Origin of the sequence: Telmatospirillum sp. J64-1, from assembly GCF_006980715.1 — a bacterium.
Classification (GTDB): Bacteria; Pseudomonadota; Alphaproteobacteria; order Rhodospirillales; family Magnetospirillaceae; genus Oleiliquidispirillum; species Oleiliquidispirillum nitrogeniifigens.
In genome coordinates, this window is record NZ_SBHN01000003.1 from 60,117 (window position 1) to 76,276 (window position 16,160).

15 protein-coding genes are annotated in these 16,160 nt (G+C 65.9%); 11 read left to right on the plus strand and 4 right to left on the minus strand.

What is annotated here, in order from left to right; genetic code table 11:
- Window positions 1-14: 14 nt before the first annotated feature.
- The 3 genes from EPD66_RS03970 (at window position 15) to EPD66_RS03980 (ending at window position 3,370) form a co-directional block, all read left to right on the plus strand.
- The gene (locus tag EPD66_RS03970) at window positions 15-821 is read left to right on the plus strand and encodes an enoyl-CoA hydratase/isomerase family protein (protein ID WP_142847189.1); all 807 of its coding nucleotides are present in this window, start codon (window positions 15-17) and stop codon (window positions 819-821) included.
- Window positions 822-985: 164 nt separating this feature from the next.
- Window positions 986-2,269, plus strand: a complete 1,284-nt coding sequence (locus EPD66_RS03975) for a benzoate/H(+) symporter BenE family transporter (RefSeq protein ID WP_221930871.1) — start codon at window positions 986-988, stop codon at window positions 2,267-2,269.
- A 234-nt stretch (window positions 2,270-2,503) separates the two neighbouring features.
- Entirely contained in the window at window positions 2,504-3,370 is an 867-nt protein-coding gene (locus tag EPD66_RS03980) for an AraC family transcriptional regulator (protein WP_142847190.1), read from the plus strand.
- 16 nt (window positions 3,371-3,386) lie between these two features.
- Here EPD66_RS03980 and EPD66_RS03985 read toward each other — a convergent pair whose 3' ends face one another.
- Complete coding sequence (locus EPD66_RS03985) at window positions 3,387-4,076, minus strand: TetR family transcriptional regulator (protein WP_255448360.1); 690 nt, start codon at window positions 4,074-4,076, stop codon at window positions 3,387-3,389.
- Window positions 4,077-4,308: 232 nt separating this feature from the next.
- Between EPD66_RS03985 and EPD66_RS03990 the strand changes: the two genes are divergently transcribed.
- The 8 genes from EPD66_RS03990 to EPD66_RS04025 all read left to right on the plus strand — a co-directional run bounded on the left by EPD66_RS03990 (window position 4,309) and on the right by EPD66_RS04025 (window position 12,955).
- A complete protein-coding gene (locus tag EPD66_RS03990; RefSeq protein WP_221930872.1) occupies window positions 4,309-5,331 on the plus strand; it encodes a tripartite tricarboxylate transporter substrate binding protein in 1,023 nt (340 codons plus the stop codon).
- Between the two features lie 52 nt (window positions 5,332-5,383).
- The gene (locus EPD66_RS03995; RefSeq protein WP_142847192.1) at window positions 5,384-5,875 is read left to right on the plus strand and encodes a tripartite tricarboxylate transporter TctB family protein; all 492 of its coding nucleotides are present in this window, start codon (window positions 5,384-5,386) and stop codon (window positions 5,873-5,875) included.
- An 8-nt stretch (window positions 5,876-5,883) separates the two neighbouring features.
- The gene (locus EPD66_RS04000; RefSeq protein ID WP_142847193.1) at window positions 5,884-7,395 is read left to right on the plus strand and encodes a tripartite tricarboxylate transporter permease; all 1,512 of its coding nucleotides are present in this window, start codon (window positions 5,884-5,886) and stop codon (window positions 7,393-7,395) included.
- Window positions 7,392-8,234 carry a sugar phosphate isomerase/epimerase gene (locus EPD66_RS04005; protein WP_142847194.1) on the plus strand — a complete coding sequence of 281 codons (843 nt, stop codon included), beginning with the start codon at window positions 7,392-7,394 and terminating at the stop codon, window positions 8,232-8,234. Before EPD66_RS04000 ends, EPD66_RS04005 begins: the two co-directional genes overlap by 4 nt.
- Window positions 8,231-9,694, plus strand: a complete 1,464-nt coding sequence (locus tag EPD66_RS04010; protein WP_142847195.1) for an enolase C-terminal domain-like protein — start codon at window positions 8,231-8,233, stop codon at window positions 9,692-9,694. The genes EPD66_RS04005 and EPD66_RS04010 overlap by 4 nt, the downstream gene beginning before the upstream one ends.
- Window positions 9,695-9,762: 68 nt before the next feature.
- A complete protein-coding gene (locus tag EPD66_RS04015; protein WP_142847196.1) occupies window positions 9,763-10,914 on the plus strand; it encodes a Gfo/Idh/MocA family protein in 1,152 nt (383 codons plus the stop codon).
- Window positions 10,915-10,931: 17 nt separating this feature from the next.
- The gene (locus EPD66_RS04020) at window positions 10,932-12,095 is read left to right on the plus strand and encodes a dihydrodipicolinate synthase family protein (protein WP_142847197.1); all 1,164 of its coding nucleotides are present in this window, start codon (window positions 10,932-10,934) and stop codon (window positions 12,093-12,095) included.
- 11 nt (window positions 12,096-12,106) lie between these two features.
- Window positions 12,107-12,955, plus strand: a complete 849-nt coding sequence (locus EPD66_RS04025) for a sugar phosphate isomerase/epimerase (protein ID WP_142847198.1) — start codon at window positions 12,107-12,109, stop codon at window positions 12,953-12,955.
- A 24-nt stretch (window positions 12,956-12,979) separates the two neighbouring features.
- On the opposite strand, the gene EPD66_RS04030 is transcribed toward EPD66_RS04025, so the two are convergent.
- From EPD66_RS04030 to EPD66_RS04040, 3 genes are all read right to left on the minus strand, one after another.
- The gene (locus EPD66_RS04030) at window positions 12,980-13,450 is read right to left on the minus strand and encodes a tetratricopeptide repeat protein (protein WP_255448361.1); all 471 of its coding nucleotides are present in this window, start codon (window positions 13,448-13,450) and stop codon (window positions 12,980-12,982) included.
- A gap of 197 nt (window positions 13,451-13,647) precedes the next feature.
- On the minus strand, window positions 13,648-14,931 hold the full coding sequence (glcF, locus tag EPD66_RS04035) for a glycolate oxidase subunit GlcF (RefSeq protein WP_142847200.1): 1,284 nt from the start codon (window positions 14,929-14,931) through the stop codon (window positions 13,648-13,650).
- A 4-nt stretch (window positions 14,932-14,935) separates the two neighbouring features.
- A complete protein-coding gene (locus EPD66_RS04040; RefSeq protein ID WP_142847201.1) occupies window positions 14,936-16,159 on the minus strand; it encodes an FAD-binding protein in 1,224 nt (407 codons plus the stop codon).
- Window position 16,160: the final 1 nt, after the last annotated feature.

A 16,160-nucleotide genomic window follows, 5' to 3' on the forward strand; every position in this document is an offset into this window, starting at 1 on the left:
AAGGTTCACATTCAATGACTGCTTACGACTTTTCCAATACTCCCCTGCTGAAGGAACTGGATGGCTTCCGTGTCGAATTCGACGCGGCCAAGGAGCGCGCCGACATCGTGCTGAGCCGTCCGCCGATGAATATCGTCTCGATGCGCCAGCGCGATCAGTTCCGCGCCGTCTTCGAAGCCCTGGACGCCGACGATCGGGTGCGCGTGATCGTGCTGCGCAATGACGGCGAGAATTTCTCCTCGGGCGGCAATATCGCCGGCTTCATGGAAATGACGCCCGAGCATGTCTCGGAACTGGCCGTGAACATCGCCGCGCCCGAACGCTGCCGCAAGCCGGTGATCGCCCAGATCCGCGGTTATTGCTTCGGCGTCGGCTTCGAATTGTCGCTGGCCTGCGATTTCCGCATCGCTTCGGAAACGGCGCAATTCGCCCTGCCGGAAATGCGCATCGGCATGATTCCCGGCTCCGGCGGCTCGGCCCGGCTGCTGCACATGATCGGCATCGCCCGCACCAAGGACATCGTCATGCGCGCCCGCCGCGTTCCCGGCAAGCAGGCCGAGGAATGGGGCTTCGTCACCCAATGCGTGGCCGATACCGACCTGGAAAAGGCCGTGGACGCCCTGGTCGAGGAATTGCGCGGCTTCTCGCCCCTGGCCCAGCGCACCATCAAGACGGTGCTCAATCGCGGCCAGCACACCTCCGTCCAGGGGGCCATCGAGATCGAGGGCCAGGCCTATGGCCGCCTGCGCAGCTCGGCCGACTTCAAGGAGGGTGTCGCCTCCTTCCACGAAAAGCGCAAGCCGGTCTTCACCGGCCAATAAGACCGTAACGGCGGGCGACGAGACGTCTTCCGCAGCGCCGGGGCGATCCGCTGGGCTTTGGCCGCAGCATCTGCCCCGGCACCCGGCATCACTCCCCTGGCAAGGGCGCCCCGGGACGTCCGTCTCCTAAAAGCAAACGAACAAAGCCATGAGGAGGAAATGCAATGAGCAGGCAGGGAACGGGCGCCGCCGATTCGGTTGAACCGGTGAAGCCGGCCGAACCGACAGGAAAGGCTGGTATTTTCGAGGCCGGCGCCGGCTTCATGAACGGTCTACGGGGCTTCCCGAAACATGTCAGTCTGAAATCCGTCAGTGCCGCGGCGGTGGCGGCCATCTTCGGCTGCACCGGCCCCGCACTCATCATCATCGGCGCCGCCGAGGCCGGGGGCCTGAGCAGCGCCCAGACGGTTTCGTGGCTGTTTGCCGTCTATTTTCTCGGCGGCCTCATCAGCCTGATCCTGGCCACCTATTACATGCAGCCCATCGTCGGGGCCTATTCTATCCCCGGCGCCGCCATCATGCTGACGGCCCTCCAGACCTTCGACTTCAGCCAGGCCATCGGCGCCTTCATCATGGCCGGCGTCCTGGTGCTGCTGCTGGGAGTCAGCGGCCTGATCGGCAAGGTGATGCGATGGCTGCCCATGCCGATCATCATGGCGATGATCGCCGGGGCCCTGATCCGCTTCGGCACCGGCACGGTCTCGGCGGCGGGCACGGCCCCCTTGCTGGTGGGGGCGGCGGTCGCGGCCTTCTTCGTGACCATGCGCTTCTCCAAAACCATCCCGCCGGTCCTGGCCGCCCTGGTGGTGGGCATCGTCGTCGCGGCGGCGACGGGTTCCTTCCAGGTGGCGAACGTCCCCGTCGATTTCGTCCTGCCCACCTTCACGCCCCCGACCTTCAGCCTGGACGTCTTCCTTGCCGTCAGCATTCCGCTCGCCATCCTGGTCATCGGTGCCGAAAATGCCCAGGCCACCGGCGTCCTGATGGCCGAGGGCTATCGTCCGCCGGTCAATTCCATGACGGTGATCAGCGGCATCGGCGGCATTCTGGCCGGTTTCCTGGGCGGGCATAATGCCAATATCGCCGGTCCGATGACGGCGATCTGCTCGTCCGAACAGGCCGGGGAGGAGAAGAAGGGCCGCTACACCGCCGCCATGGTCAATGGCGTGCTGTTCGGCAGTTTCGGCATCTTCGCCGGCATCGCCGTTCCCTTCGTCCTCGCTTTGCCCCGCCCGCTGATCGCCACCGTGGCCGGGCTTGCCATGATCGGCGTCCTGGTCGCCGCCTTCCAGCAAGCCTTCACCAAGTCGCAGGGCCACCAGATCGGCGCCTTCGTCGCCCTGGTGGTCGCCATGTCGGACGTCCGGCTGCTCAGCATCAGTTCGCCCTTCTGGGCGCTGGTCTTCGGCGTGCTCGTCTCGATGATCATCGAGCGCAAGAAAGCCTGAGTCCCCTTCTGCGGGAAAACCCGGGCGGAGCCGCAATCAAGGCGGCTCCGCCCGTCCGTGCGACAGGGAAAAGCAAGCAATAATGCCGATCCTACCGCCTTCGGCGTATCGGCCAGGAGAGAACAAGAAAAATCTGTAAAATCCGACTGTTTCGCGTTTATATCTACAAGACCTAAGAGAGCGGCTCCGCTGGACTCCTCCTGCGGGCAGAACGGCCGCCACAGGGAGGAAGACATGTCCAACGCCCTAAGAATTTTCCAGGGGCAATTCGGGCGCGTGGCGCTGCTAGACATGGATGGGGCGCTGATCCACCATGCCCATCCCCATTGCCATGTCCTGATCAAGGCATCAGGCGCGGACACCTTTTTCTCGGTGCGCCACCGGCTGCACCCCTTGCGCGACGATACGGCCGTTCTGATCAATACCTGGGAACCCCATTCCTATGCGCATCAGCCCGGCGCGCCGGGCACCGTGATCCTGGCCCTTTACATCGAGCCGCGCTGGCTCGCCGAGATGCAACGGGACTTCACCGCCTGCGCCTGCCCCGGCTTCTTCCCCCAGCCCTGCTGCGAGCTGACCCCGCATATCCGCCGCCTGGCCGACCGCATGGCCGACGAATTGCTGTTCAACGACGAGATGGGGGAACAGCACGAACAGGCGCTAATGGAATTGATGATCGCCATCATCGACCAGTTCTCGGAATGGCGCTCGCTGCGCGGCATCCGCTCGCTGGCCCAGACCCCGGCCAAGGATTTCCGCGTGCGCAGCGCGGTCCGCTACATGCGCCAGACACTGGGCGAGGAATTCAACGCCGACCGCGTGGCCCGCGCCGCCGGTCTTTCCCGCGCCCATCTCTTCCGCCTGTTCCAGAACGCCATGCAGATTACCCCGGCGCTTTATTTCAACGTCCTGCGGATGGAAAACGCCATCGACTCCCTGGCGCGGGGAGGACAGAACGTGACCGAGATCTCCGAACAATTGGGCTTCGCCGCCCCCAGCCATTTCACGCGCTTCTTCCGCAACAACCAGGGCGTCACGCCGACGGAATACCGCCGCGTGGTGAACCTGCTGCACCGGCCCGAAAGCTCCCCGCCTTCATAGGCGAGGAATTGCTCCCTCAGCCCTGCTTGTGCCGGAGGTAATCGAGGACCATGCCCACCACATGGGCCTTGCGTTCGGCCAGCGCCGGCTGGGCCTGCAGGTCCTTGCCGATCACGAAGGATAGGGTGTGGACGTTGGAGAAGTAGAAATAGCTGAGGCTGACGATGGAAATCCACAGCTGGGCCGGGTCCACGTCATTGCGGAAGACGCCTGCGGCGGCGCCGCGCTCCACGATATCGGCGATCATGGTGAAAAGCGGTGAATGCAGGGCCGGAATCTTCTCCGAGCGCCGCAGGTAACGGGCGCCGAGCAGGTTCTCGGTATTGAGCAGCTGGATGAAACTGCGGTCCTTGACGAAACTGTCGAAGGTGAATTCGACTAGCCGGCCCATCGCCATCTCGGGATCGAGGCGGTTGAGGTCCAGCTTGCGCTCGGCCGAACGCGCCCGTTCGTAGGCGGCTTCGAGGACCGCGAGATACAGCCCCTCCTTGTCGCCGAAATAATGATAGATCATGCGCTTGTTGGCATCGGCACGCTCGGCGATGGCGTCGATCCGCGCACCTTCCATGCCCTTGGCGGCGAATTCTCCATAGGCCGCCCACAGGATGCGCGACCGCGTGGCGTCCGCGGAACGGCGGCGTTTGATCGGTTTGGCCTCGGCCGTTTCGGCCGATGCAAGCACCTTCTCTTTCTTCGCAGTCGCCACTGAACTCCTCGCCTTTGTCATGATGCCGCCCCTCTATGCAGGGTGACGGCCGCCATCGCAAGCCTCGCAGGGACCTCTCCCATAATTTCCAAAGGAGCGGCCCCTCTGCCTTACGCACTAACCAGTTACTTACCTATTGACGTTCAGGTCAAGTCCGTCTCATCATCTTGCTACAAAACAATGGCAACAGCCATGGCACGAAAACAATGGCATCAGCCATGGGAGGAAAAGCATGCTGAGAGATACCCTGCGTAAGGCCGGGATAGCGGCCGGCATGGCGCTTGGCGCCGCCACCCTGACCGTCTCGACCCCCGCCCTTGCCGAATGGAAACCGACCAAGCCCATCACCATCGTCGTCCCCTGGGGAGCCGGCGGTTCGACCGACCAGATCGTCCGCCTGCTGGCGGTCGAGCTGGAAAAGGCCCTGGGCCAGACCTTCGTCGTCGTGAACCAGCCCGGCGCCCAGGGCGCCATCGGCACCAAGTCGGTGCTGGACGCCCCGCGTGACGGCTATACCTGGGCTTCGGGCGCGGCCAAGGATATCGGCACCTATGCCGTGACCGGCCTGGTGGATACCAAGCTGGCCGACTGGAACCTGTATCTGGCCGTGATCAACACCTCGGTCCTGAGCGTCAACGCCAACAGCCCCTACCAGACCGTCGAGGAACTGGTCGAGGCCATGCGCGAACGGCCGGGCGCCATCACCGTCGCCACGGCGGGGGTGAACTCGTCGGGCGGGGCTGCCGTCGCGGCCTTGAGCAACGCCCTGAACGTCGAGGTCCGCCAGGTCACCTATGACGGCGGCAATCCGGCCTCGATCGCGGCTGCCGGCGGCGAAACCATCGCCACCACCCAATTGGCCGCCGACCAGGCCGAAATGATCCGGGCCAAGCGCCTGCGTCCCCTGGCCGTGCTGGGCAGCCGTTCGCTGACCCTGGAGGGCTTCGGCGAGATCCCCTCCATCACCGAGGCCTATCCCGAGTATCCCGTGGCCGACGATTACTTCGGCATCTTCATCCCCAAGGATGTGCCGCCGGAAGTCCTGGCCAAGGTCGATGAGATCTGGACCGAGCAGATTGCCAATTCCGACGCCATCCGCCGCTATGGCACCGAGAAAGGGGCGATCATGGCCGTGGCCAGTGGCGAAGAGGCGCAGAAGGCGGCCCTGCCGTCGATCCAGAAGATGGCATGGTCCCTGGTCGAAAGCGGACAGGCCAAGGCCGATCCCGCGAGCGTGGGCATTCCCAAGCCCTAAAAGATCGACCTAAGCCTTTAACCATTCGACCTTACGTTCGGGGAGTACGGCCATGTCCTCTCTCAACTCCACTCGCGCCGATCTGGTCACGGGTGTCGTCTTCCTCTGCCTGGGCCTCGCCGCTTTCATCGGCTCGGTCCGCATGGACCGTCTCTCCGAACGCGGCATCGATCCGTGGACCGCGCCGGGAGTCGTTCCCGGCCTGCTGGGGGCCGTCCTGGCCCTGCTGGGCCTGACCCTGGCGCTACGCTCCCTCAAGCCTGCGGAAGGGGAAAAGGCGCCGACCGACTGGACGAAGCTCCGGCGCCTAGCGACGACGCTGGGCCTGTGCCTGGGCTACGCCCTGCTGCTGGTCGGCAACCTGCCCTTCTGGCTGGCCTCCATGATCTTTGTCTTCGTCTTCACCACCCTGCTGGAGCACGATCCCGCCGACACGCCTCGCCGGCGCTATCGCAAGCTTGCGATGGCCGCCATCCTGGCCGCCGCCTCCGGCATCGGCATCCATCTGCTCTTCCAGGAATTGTTCCTGGTCCGCATGCCATGAGGTGAGATGTGTTCGACAGTTTCGTGCATCTGGGGAATGCCTTTCTTTCCCTGGCCACGCCGACCAGCCTGTTCTATGTGGCAGCGGCAACCTTCTTCGGAATCGTCATCGGCGCCCTGCCCGGCCTGACCGCCACCATGGGCATCGCCCTGCTGACCACCCTGACCTACAAGCTGCCCGCCGAACAGGCCATCCTGGTGCTGATCGGCTGCTATGTCGGCGCCATCTACGGCGGCAGCCGCACCGCCATCCTGCTGAACATCCCCGGCACCCCGGCCAATGCCGCGACGACGCTGGACGGCTTTCCCCTGGCTCGGGCCGGCCGCGGCGGCGAGGCCATGGGTCTGGCGACTGCCTCCTCGACCCTGGGCACCTTCGTCGGCGTCTTCGCCCTGGCGGTGGTCGCGCCGATGCTGGCGGAATTCGCGCTCGGCTTCGGCTCCTACGAATATTTCTGGCTGGCCATCTTCGGCATCATCATCGCGGGCCAGATGACGGCCTTCAACGATCCGCTGAAAGGCTGGATCGCGGGCGTGCTGGGCCTGCTGGTGGCGATGGTCGGACAGGACGGCATCCATGCCCATGCCCGCTTCACCTTCGGCAGCACCGAACTGGCGGGCGGCATCGCCCTCATCCCCGCTTTGGTCGGCGCCTTCGGCTTCGCCGAGGTCCTGACCGTGCTGAGCGAGAAGAAGGCCGAGATCGCCTCGCGCACCATCGGGAAGGTGCGGCCGAGCTTGTCGCAATTGTGGAAATACAAGCGCACCATCGGCCGGTCCGGGCTGATCGGAACCGGCGTCGGCATCGTGCCCGGCGTGGGCGAGGATATCGGTGCCTGGGTCTCCTATGCCGCCGCCCGCCGCAGCAGCCCCGAGAAGGAAGAATTCGGCAAGGGCTCGCTCGAAGGCTTGGTAGCGGCGGAAACCGGCAACAACGCCGCTATTCCCGGCGCCCTGATCCCCGCCTTGACGCTGGCCGTCCCCGGCTCGGCCCCGGCCGCCGTGCTGCTGGCGGCGATGTTCCTGCACGGCATCCGCCCCGGCCCGACCATCATGCTCGAACAGCCGCAATTCGTCTTCGGCGTGGTGTGGATGGTGGTCTTCGCCACTGTGGCCATGGGCGTCTTCGGCCTGCTGCTGGCGCGTCCGCTGCTGCTGGTCCTGCGTATCCCGCGCGAACGCCTGATGCCCGTCGTCTTCGTGCTCTGCGTCATCGGCCCCTATGCCATCACGCAGCGCCTGTTCGACGTCTGGGTCATGCTGGCCTTCGGCGTGCTGGGCTTCCTGCTGCGGAAGATGAACTATCCCATGGCGCCGCTGGTCCTGGGCATCATCCTGGGCGACCTGCTGGACAAGAACCTGCGGCGCGCCCTGCTGCTGTCCGACGGCGATTTCTCGCCCTTCTTCACCCGGCCCGTCTCGATGATCCTGTGCGGCATCACCGTCTTCATGCTGCTGGTCGCCCTGGCCCCGGTGCGCCGCAGCGCCGGACGGCTGGTCAGCATGGCTTTCGGCCGATGAGGATCCATCTCTGCAACGAGGTGCTGCGGCACCTGCCCTTCGAAGCCCAGGCCGAACGGGCCGCCATGCTGGGCTATGACGGGCTGGAGATCGCCCCCTTCACCCTGGGCGAGGAGCCGCACCTCCTCCCCGCCGCCGAACGGGCGAGGCTGCGCCGCGTCGTCGAGGAAGCGGGTTTGACGGTGGGCGGGCTGCACTGGCTGCTGGTCACGCCCCCTGGCCTGTCCATCACCACCCGGGACGAGGATCTGCGGCGCCGGACATCCGACGTGCTGGCGGCGATGATCGGCCTTTGCGCCGATCTCGGCGGGCGGGTGATGGTCCATGGCTCGCCCCAGCAGCGCCGCGTCGAAGAGGGCGACGACCCACAGGAGGCCTGGCGGCGGGCGCGCGACCTGCTTGCCGGAGCCGCCGAGCAGGCCGGACGCCACGGCATCGTCTATTGCCTGGAACCGCTGGGCCGACACGAGGCCAATTTCGTCACCTCCATTGAGGAGGCGGCGCGCATGGTCGGCGAAATCGGCCATCCGGCCTTCCGCACCATGATCGACACCAGCGCCGCCGCCCTGTCGGAAAACGAGCCCGTGGAGGCCCTAATCCGCCGCTGGGTGCCGACCGGGGCGATCGGCCATGTGCAGTTCAACGACCGCAACCGGCGCGGCCCCGGCGAGGGAAGCGACCGTTTCGGCCCCATCCTGCGAGCGCTGCGCGACAGCCGCTACACCGGCGAGGCCAGTGTCGAGCCCTTCCTCTATCAGCCCGACGGAGAATCCGTTGCCGCCCGTTCCATCGGCTATCTGCGGGGCGTGCTGGACGCGCTGGAAAGCGAGGAGAGATGACGGACATTTCCTTCAAGATCGTCCGGATCGAGCTGTTCGAACGCCCGGTCCGTCTGCGCATCCCCTTCCGCTTCGGCGTCGCCACCGTCACCGAGACCGCCCAGGCTTTCGCCCGTGTCGAGATCGCCCTGAAGGATGGCCGCCGGGCCAGCGGCATGTCGGCGGAACTGATGGTGCCGAAATGGTTCGACAAGGACCCCGGCCTGACCAGCGCCGACACCATCGAACAGTTGCGCTTCGTCCTGGGCCGCGCCGCTGCCGCCTATGAGGACGGCGAGAGCCGTACCGCCTTCGGCCATTTCCTGGCGCATCACCACGAGGTCAAGAGGGTGTGCGGCCAGGCCGGAATCCCGCCTCTGGCCGCCGCCTTCGGACCTGCCTTGCTGGACAAGGCCATCCTCGACGCGCTGGGCCGCCTGCTGAACCTGTCCTTCGACCGGATGGTGCGCGGCAATGTGATCGGCCTTGATGTCGGAACGCCGCTGACGCCCGATCTACGCGGTTTCGATCTGCGCCGTTTCCTGGACGGACTGCAACCGGTCCCCGCCATCGCCGCACGCCATACAGTCGGGCTGATCGACCCCATCCTGACCGCCGAGATCCCCCCGGACCAGCAGGTCACCGATGGCCTGCCGCACAGCCTGGAACAGGTGGTGGCGGCCTACGGCCAGCGTCATTTCAAGGTGAAGGTCGGCGGCAACCGGGCCGAGGACCTGGAACGCCTGAAGCGCATCGCCGCCGTTCTCGACACCCTATCCGCCCCCTATCTGGTGACGCTGGACGGCAACGAGCAATATGCCGAAGCAGCGGAAATCCTGGCCTTGTGGCGGGACATGGGCGAAACGCCGGCACTGCGGCGCTTCGTCGCCTCGGTTGCTTTCATCGAGCAACCCATCGCCCGCGCCCGCAGCTTCGAGACACCGATCCACGACTTGGCCCAGGCCATTCCCGTGATCATCGACGAGGCCGATGGCGAAATGGAATCCTTCCCCGCCGCCCTGGCCCTGGGCTATTCCGGCATCTCCTCCAAGGCCTGCAAGGGCCTCTACAAATCCCTGATCAATGCCGCGCGCTGCGCCCATTGGAATGCCGCCCAAAGCCCTCCGCGCTTTTTCCAGAGCGCCGAGGACCTGACCACGCAGGCGGGGCTGGGCGTGCAACAGGATCTGGCCCTGGTCGGGCTGCTGGGCCTGCGCCATGTTGAACGCAACGGCCATCATTACGTCGACGGCTTCGGCAGCGCGCCCGAGGCGGAGGCGGAGGCTTTCCTGAAGGCCCACCCCGCCCTCTACCGCCGTCACGGCAACGGCCCTATCCGGCTGGACATCCGCGACGGGATGCTGGACCTGACCTCGCTGTGGCAGCCGGGCTTCGCCGCCCTCTGCCATCCCGTGACAGCAAGCCTGCAGCCTTTGGCCGCGCCCCGAGAGGCGCCGCGTCCTGCCGCCGAAGTCCGTTGACTATCGTCGGCGCAAAGAGTAAGTAACTAGTTAGTTACATAAACATCCCATGAAACGGGGAGGAAGAAATGTCTGACCGTCGTATCGGCATCATCATGCACGGCATTACCGGGCGCATGGGCATGAACCAGCACCTCATCCGCTCGATCCTCAGCCTTCGGGACGATGGCGGGCTGCCGCTGTCGGACGGCACGCGGCTGATCCCGGACCCCATCCTGATCGGGCGGGATGCCGAGAAGCTGCGCCGCCTTGCCAACACCCACCAAGTGGCCCGCTGGAGCACCGATCTGGACGAAGCCCTGGCCAATCCCGACGACACCATCTTCTTCGACGCCGCTTCGACCCAACTGCGCGCCGCCCTGCTGAAGAAGGCCATCGCCGCAGGTAAGCACGTCTACTGCGAAAAGCCGGTCGCCGAGAGCACCGAGGAAGCGCTGGCGGTCTATGCCGCCGCCCGCGATGCCGGTGTCAAGCATGGCGCGGTGCAGGACAAGCTGTGGCTACCCGGCCTGCTGAAGCTGAAGATGCTGGTCGATAGCGGTTTCTTCGGACGCATCCTGTCGGTGAAGGGCGACTTCGGCTATTGGGTCTTCGAGGGCGACTGGCAGCCCGCCCAGCGTCCGTCCTGGAACTACCGCAAGGAAGACGGCGGCGGCATCATCCTCGACATGCTGTGCCATTGGCGCTACGTGCTCGACAACCTGTTCGGCGAAGTGCGCAGCGTGCTGTGCCATGGCGCTACCCACATCCCCGAACGCGTGGATGAAAAGGGCCGCCCCTACAAGGCCACGGCGGACGATGCCGCCTATGCCATCTTCGAGCTGGAGGGCGGCATCGTCGCCCAGATCAATTCCTCCTGGACCACCCGGGTGCGCCGCGACGACCTGGTGACCTTCCAGGTGGACGGCACCCATGGTTCGGCGGTGGCCGGGCTGACCCGCTGCTTCTCCCAGTCCCGCGTCAACACGCCCAAGCCGGTGTGGAATCCCGACATTCCGCAAAGCATCGACTTCTACGACACCTGGGCCGAAGTGCCGACCAACCAGGCCTATGACAACGCCTTCAAGGCGCAATGGGCGCTCTACCTGCGCCATGTGGTCGAAGGCACCCCCTTCCCCTGGGACCTGCATGCGGCCGCCAAGGGCGTGCAGATGGCCGAAGCCGGTCTGCAAAGCTGGGCCGAGCGCCGCTGGATCGACCTGCCCTCCTTGCCGCGCTGATCGAAGGAGGCACGGAGATGGCAACCCTCACCCTGCCCGGCCTGGACGGCACGCTTTCCCCCTTCACCACCGGCACACCGCTGGAATTCCCCAAGCGGCCGGAACAGCCCTTCACCCGCATCGCCTTTTCGGCCGCCCATGTGGTGGCCGATCCTTTGGCCGATGCCGATCCCTGGCTTGAAGCGGCCATCGATTGGGATGCGACCATCAACTATCGCCGCCATCTCTGGAGCCTGGGCCTGGGCGTGGCCGAGGCCATGGACACGGCCCAGCGCGGCATGGGGCTGGACTGGACGACCTCGCTGGAATTGATCCGGCGTTCCCTGGAAGCCGCGCGCGACTTTCCCGGTGCCCTGGTCTTCTCGGGGGCCGGAACCGACCATCTGCAACCGGCCCCCGGCCTGACCGTCGATGACGTCATCGCCGCCTATGAGGAACAGGTCGAAGCCATCGAGGCCCTGGACGGGCGCATCATCCTGATGGCCAGCCGCGCCTTGGCCGCGGCGGCCACCTCGCCCGATGATTACGTCCGGGTCTATGACCGCATCCTGTCCCAGACCCGCCAGCCGGTCATCCTGCATTGGCTGGGCGAGATGTTCGACCCGGCCCTGCAAGGCTATTGGGGCCATGACAACCATATGCGCGCCATGGATGTCGTGGCCGATGTCATCGCCGCCCATGCCGACAAGGTGGACGGCATCAAGATTTCCCTGCTCGACAAGGACAAGGAAATCTCCCTGCGCCGCCGCCTGCCCGAAGGGGTCCGTATGTATACCGGCGACGACTTCAATTACGCAGAACTGATCGCGGGCGACGAAGAGGGGCATTCCGATGCCCTGCTCGGCATCTTCGACGCCATCGCCCCGGCCGCCTCGGCTGCTCTGGGACGGCTGGCTGCGGATGACCTGGACGGCTTCCATCGCATCCTGGCGCCGACCGTGCCGCTGTCGCGCCATATCTTCAAGGCGCCCACCCGCTTCTACAAGACCGGCGTGGTCTTCATGGCCTATCTGAACGGCCACCAGGACCATTTCACCATGGTCGGCGGCCAGCAGAGCGCCCGCTCGCTGATCCATCTGGCCGAACTGTTCCGCCTTGCCGACGCCGCCGGGCTGCTGCGCGACCCGGATCTGGCCGCCGCCCGCATGCGTCATGTCCTGGCCGTGCATGGCGTGAATTAGGAGAGCAGGAGATGAATTCCCTCGCCAATACTCCACACCGCCTGTCTATCAACCAAGCGACCATCCGCGCCCAATGCGACATGAAGCAGGCGGTCGAGGAAATCACCCGCGCCGGCATCTCGGGCATCGCCACCTGGCGCGACAAGGTCCACGAGATCGGCCTCGCCCAGGCGGCACGCCTGATCCGCGATGCCGAGTTAAAGGTTTCCGGCCATTGCCGGGGCGGCATGTTCTGCGCGGCGGACAAGGACGGAATTGCCCAAGCCCGCGAGGACAATCTGCGCGCCGTCGAGGAAGCGGCGGAACTGGGCGCGGGCTCGCTGATCCTGGTGGTCGGCGGCATGCCGCCCGGCTCGAAGGATCTCTCCGGCGCCCGCCAGCAGGTCCTGGAAGGGCTGGCCGACCTGCTGCCGGTAGCCCGCGCGGCAGGGGTGAAACTGTCCATCGAGCCGCTGCATCCCATGTATGCCGCCGACCGCGCCTGCGTGAACACCATCGGCCAAGCCCTCGACCTCTGCGATGCCATCGACCCCGACGCCAGCGGCGATATCGGTGTCGCCGTGGATGTCTACCATGTCTGGTGGGACCCGGAGCTGGAACGGCAGATCGCCCGGGCAGGCAAAGCCCGCCTTCACGCCTTCCATGTCTGCGACTGGCTGGTGCCGACCCAGGACATGCTGCTCGATCGCGGCATGATGGGCGACGGCGTCATCGACATCCCGAAAATCCGCTCCTGGGTGGAACGGGAAGGCTATGACGGCCCCATCGAGGTCGAGATCTTCTCGGAACGGGATTGGTGGCGGCGGCCCGCCGCCGAAGTGCTGGAAACCTGCAAGGAACGCTTCGCCACCGTCTGCTGACGCCAGCCCCCTTGTGCGGGGCTCTCAGATCGCCATGCCCGCGATCTGCTGGCGCAGTTCCAAGGCGTGGGTCCGGGCGGAAGCGAGATGCGGATTCAGCGCCAGGGCCATGTCGAAGGCCTTCAGCGCGGCACGGTCGTGGCCCAGCGACAGGAAGATCTGGCCCAGCCCCGCCAGGGCACCGAAATGGCGGGGCTCCAGCTTCAGCACCCTTTCGATATCGCCTACGGCGGAGCGGTAATCCCCCTTCAGGTAATGGACGCTGGCGCGCAGGTTCCAGCCCTCGGCGAAATGGGGAGCCATCAGGACCACCCTGTCGAAGATATGCTGGGCCAGTTCCAGATCACCCGAATCGATCGCTTCCAGTCCCTGATAGGTCAGGGTATCGACCTCCGGAATCCCGGACTTGGTCCAGGTATGCAGGATGGTCATCTCCAGGATATGCGCTTCCTGCTCGCTCGACGTGGTCTGCAAGCGCAGGAAGAGGTCGTCCAAATTGGCCCTTTCCTCCGTCTCCGGCGCCGGTGAAACCGAGCAGGAGGCGACGGCGAAGCCAAGAAGGAGAACGGATATCCGCAGAATCCTTTTCATGGCAGGAATCTGGGAATGCCGCGCGGCTTCGCCAAGGGAGCAGCTTTTGCCTAGGAAGGCGAGGCTGCCCCCTCCTCTGGCCTAACTCCTCCCGGCAGGGTCTAGCGCAACCCGGCAGGCTTGGGCCCGCCGGTTGCCCAATCCAGCAATTCGGCCGTATGCAGGACGGGAATATCGGTGCCGCCGGCAATCTGCACCATGCAGCCGATATTGCCCGCCGCCACGGCTTCGGGCTTGGTGGCTTCGATATTGGCGACCTTGCGGTCGCGCAACTGCGTCGCCAGTTCCGGCTGGAGCAGGTTATAGGTGCCGGCCGAGCCGCAGCAGAGATGGCTTTCGCCGATTTCCCGCACCTCGAACCCCGCCTTCGCGAGCAAGGCCTTGGGTTCGTTGCGCACGCGCTGGCCATGCTGGAGCGAACAGGCCGAATGATAGGCCACGGCCATGCCCTGCCCGGCCACGGCGGGCTTGAGGCCGATCTCGGTCATGACTTCGGTGATGTCGCGGGCGAGCGCCGCGACGCGGCGGGCGGGCTCGGCCCATTCCGGGTCGTCCTTGAACAGGAAGCCGTAATCCTTGACCGTAGTGCCGCAGCCCGAGGCATTGATGACGATGGCATCCAGGCCCTCGCCCTCGATCTCGCGCATCCAGGCGGTGATATTGGCCTTGGCCATCTGCTTGGCGCGGTCTTCCTCGCCCATGTGATGGACCAGGGCGCCGCAGCAGCCCAGGCCGTCGGCCAGGACCACTTCGCAATCGTGGCGGGTCAGCAGGCGGATGGTGGCGTCATTGATATTGGCGCCAATCACCTGCTGAACGCAGCCCGGCAGCAAGGCCACGCGCTTCTTCTTCTGCGCCTCCGCCTTGTGGACATGGCGGCCCTTGACCGGCTCGGCCAGCTTGCCGCCCGCGACCATGCCCAGAAGCCCCTTCAGGCGGCCCGGCGCCAGGGCGCTGAAGGGCTTCGCCAGCCTGCCGCCCAGCATCGCCCAACGGAACAGGCCGGGATTGGGCATGACGGTGGACAGCATCCGCCGCAGGGCCCGTTCGGGCAGCGGGCGCTGATAGGTCTTCTCCACATGCGCGCGGGCATGATCGATCAGATGCATGTAGTTCACGCCCGAAGGGCAGGTGCTCATGCAGGACAGGCAGGACAGGCAGCGGTCCACATGCTTGACCACCTCGGGCGTAGCCGGGCGGTCGTTCTCCAGCATGTCCTTGATCAGATAGATGCGTCCGCGCGGGCTGTCCAGTTCATCGCCCAGCAGGACATAAGTCGGACAGGTAGCCGTGCAGAACCCGCAATGGACGCATTTACGGAGGATCTCTTCGGCTGTCTTGATAGCCGGATCGGCGCGTTGGGCCTCGGTGAAATTCGTCTGCATGGGTCTAGAACTCGGCGCAGAGGCGGCCCGGATTGAGCACACCCTTGGGATCGAAGGCTTCCTTGACGCGGGCGGACAGGCGCGCCAGCGGCTCGGGCTGCGGATGGAAGACGGCGACGCGGCTGCGCAGCTCGTCCGGCGCGCGGATCAGCGCCGCCTGGCCACCGGCGGCGGACACCGCCGCACGCACTTCGGCCATGCCGGCATCGGTGCCGGAGCGCACTTCCAGCCACACCAGCCCGCCGCCCCGATCATAGAGCGGCTGGACGTCCAGGCTTCTGGCGATGGCCGCCACCGTGCCCGCCGCCTTGGACGGCGGCAACAGCAGGCGCCAGACCGGCGTGGAGGTTCCCGCGAAGGGCGTGATATCCCGCACCTCCTGCCACAACGTCCTGGAATTATGGGCATGCAATTCCTCGGTCGGACCGAAGCTGCCCAGCAAGTCGCGCAAGGCGGCGCAGCGATGCACCACCGACGGCCCCGGTCCCTCGATGCGGATGGCGGTGACGGCACCGCCCGCCTCCGACAGGTAGGAGACGGTCGAGGCCCGCGCCGCCGCCAGCGGCAGATGCGCCGCCGAGGAGACTTCGTGCTCGCTTTGCAGCGCCACGGACATGGCCTTCACGGCCTGGGCGTCGTCGAGCCCCATCACCAGCACGGTCCGCGACTTCTCCGCAGCAGGCAGGACCTTGACCGTGATCTCGGTCATCGCCGCCAACGTGCCGTAGGAACCGGCCATCAGCTTGGGCAGATCGAAACCGGTGACGTTCTTCACCACCTTGCCGCCGGCCTTGAACAGGTCGCCCCGTCCCGAAACGGCGCTGACGCCCAAGGTATGGTCGCGGGCGGCCCCGGCGGAAAGGCGGCGCGGCCCGGCCAGATTGCAGGCGATCAGGCCGCCCAGCGTCCCCTGCCCCGCTTCCTGGCCGAAGAACGGCCCCAGGTCCGGCGGATCGAAGGAAAGCTGCTGGTTCTTCTCGTGCAGGGCCGCAGTGATTTCCGAAAGCGGCGTCGCCGCCCCGGCGGTCAGGACCAGTTCGGCGGCCTCGTAGGAGCGGATGCCGGAAAAGGCGGTCATGTCCAGCACGGCATCGGCCTTGACCGGACGTCCCAGCCCGCGACGGCTGCCCTGGCCGGACAAGTCGAAGGTCATGGCGTTCTGCGAGGCCCAGGCCAGCAATTCCTGAAGCTGCGCCTCGTTCTCGGGCTTGTAGCGTTGATTGGTCATG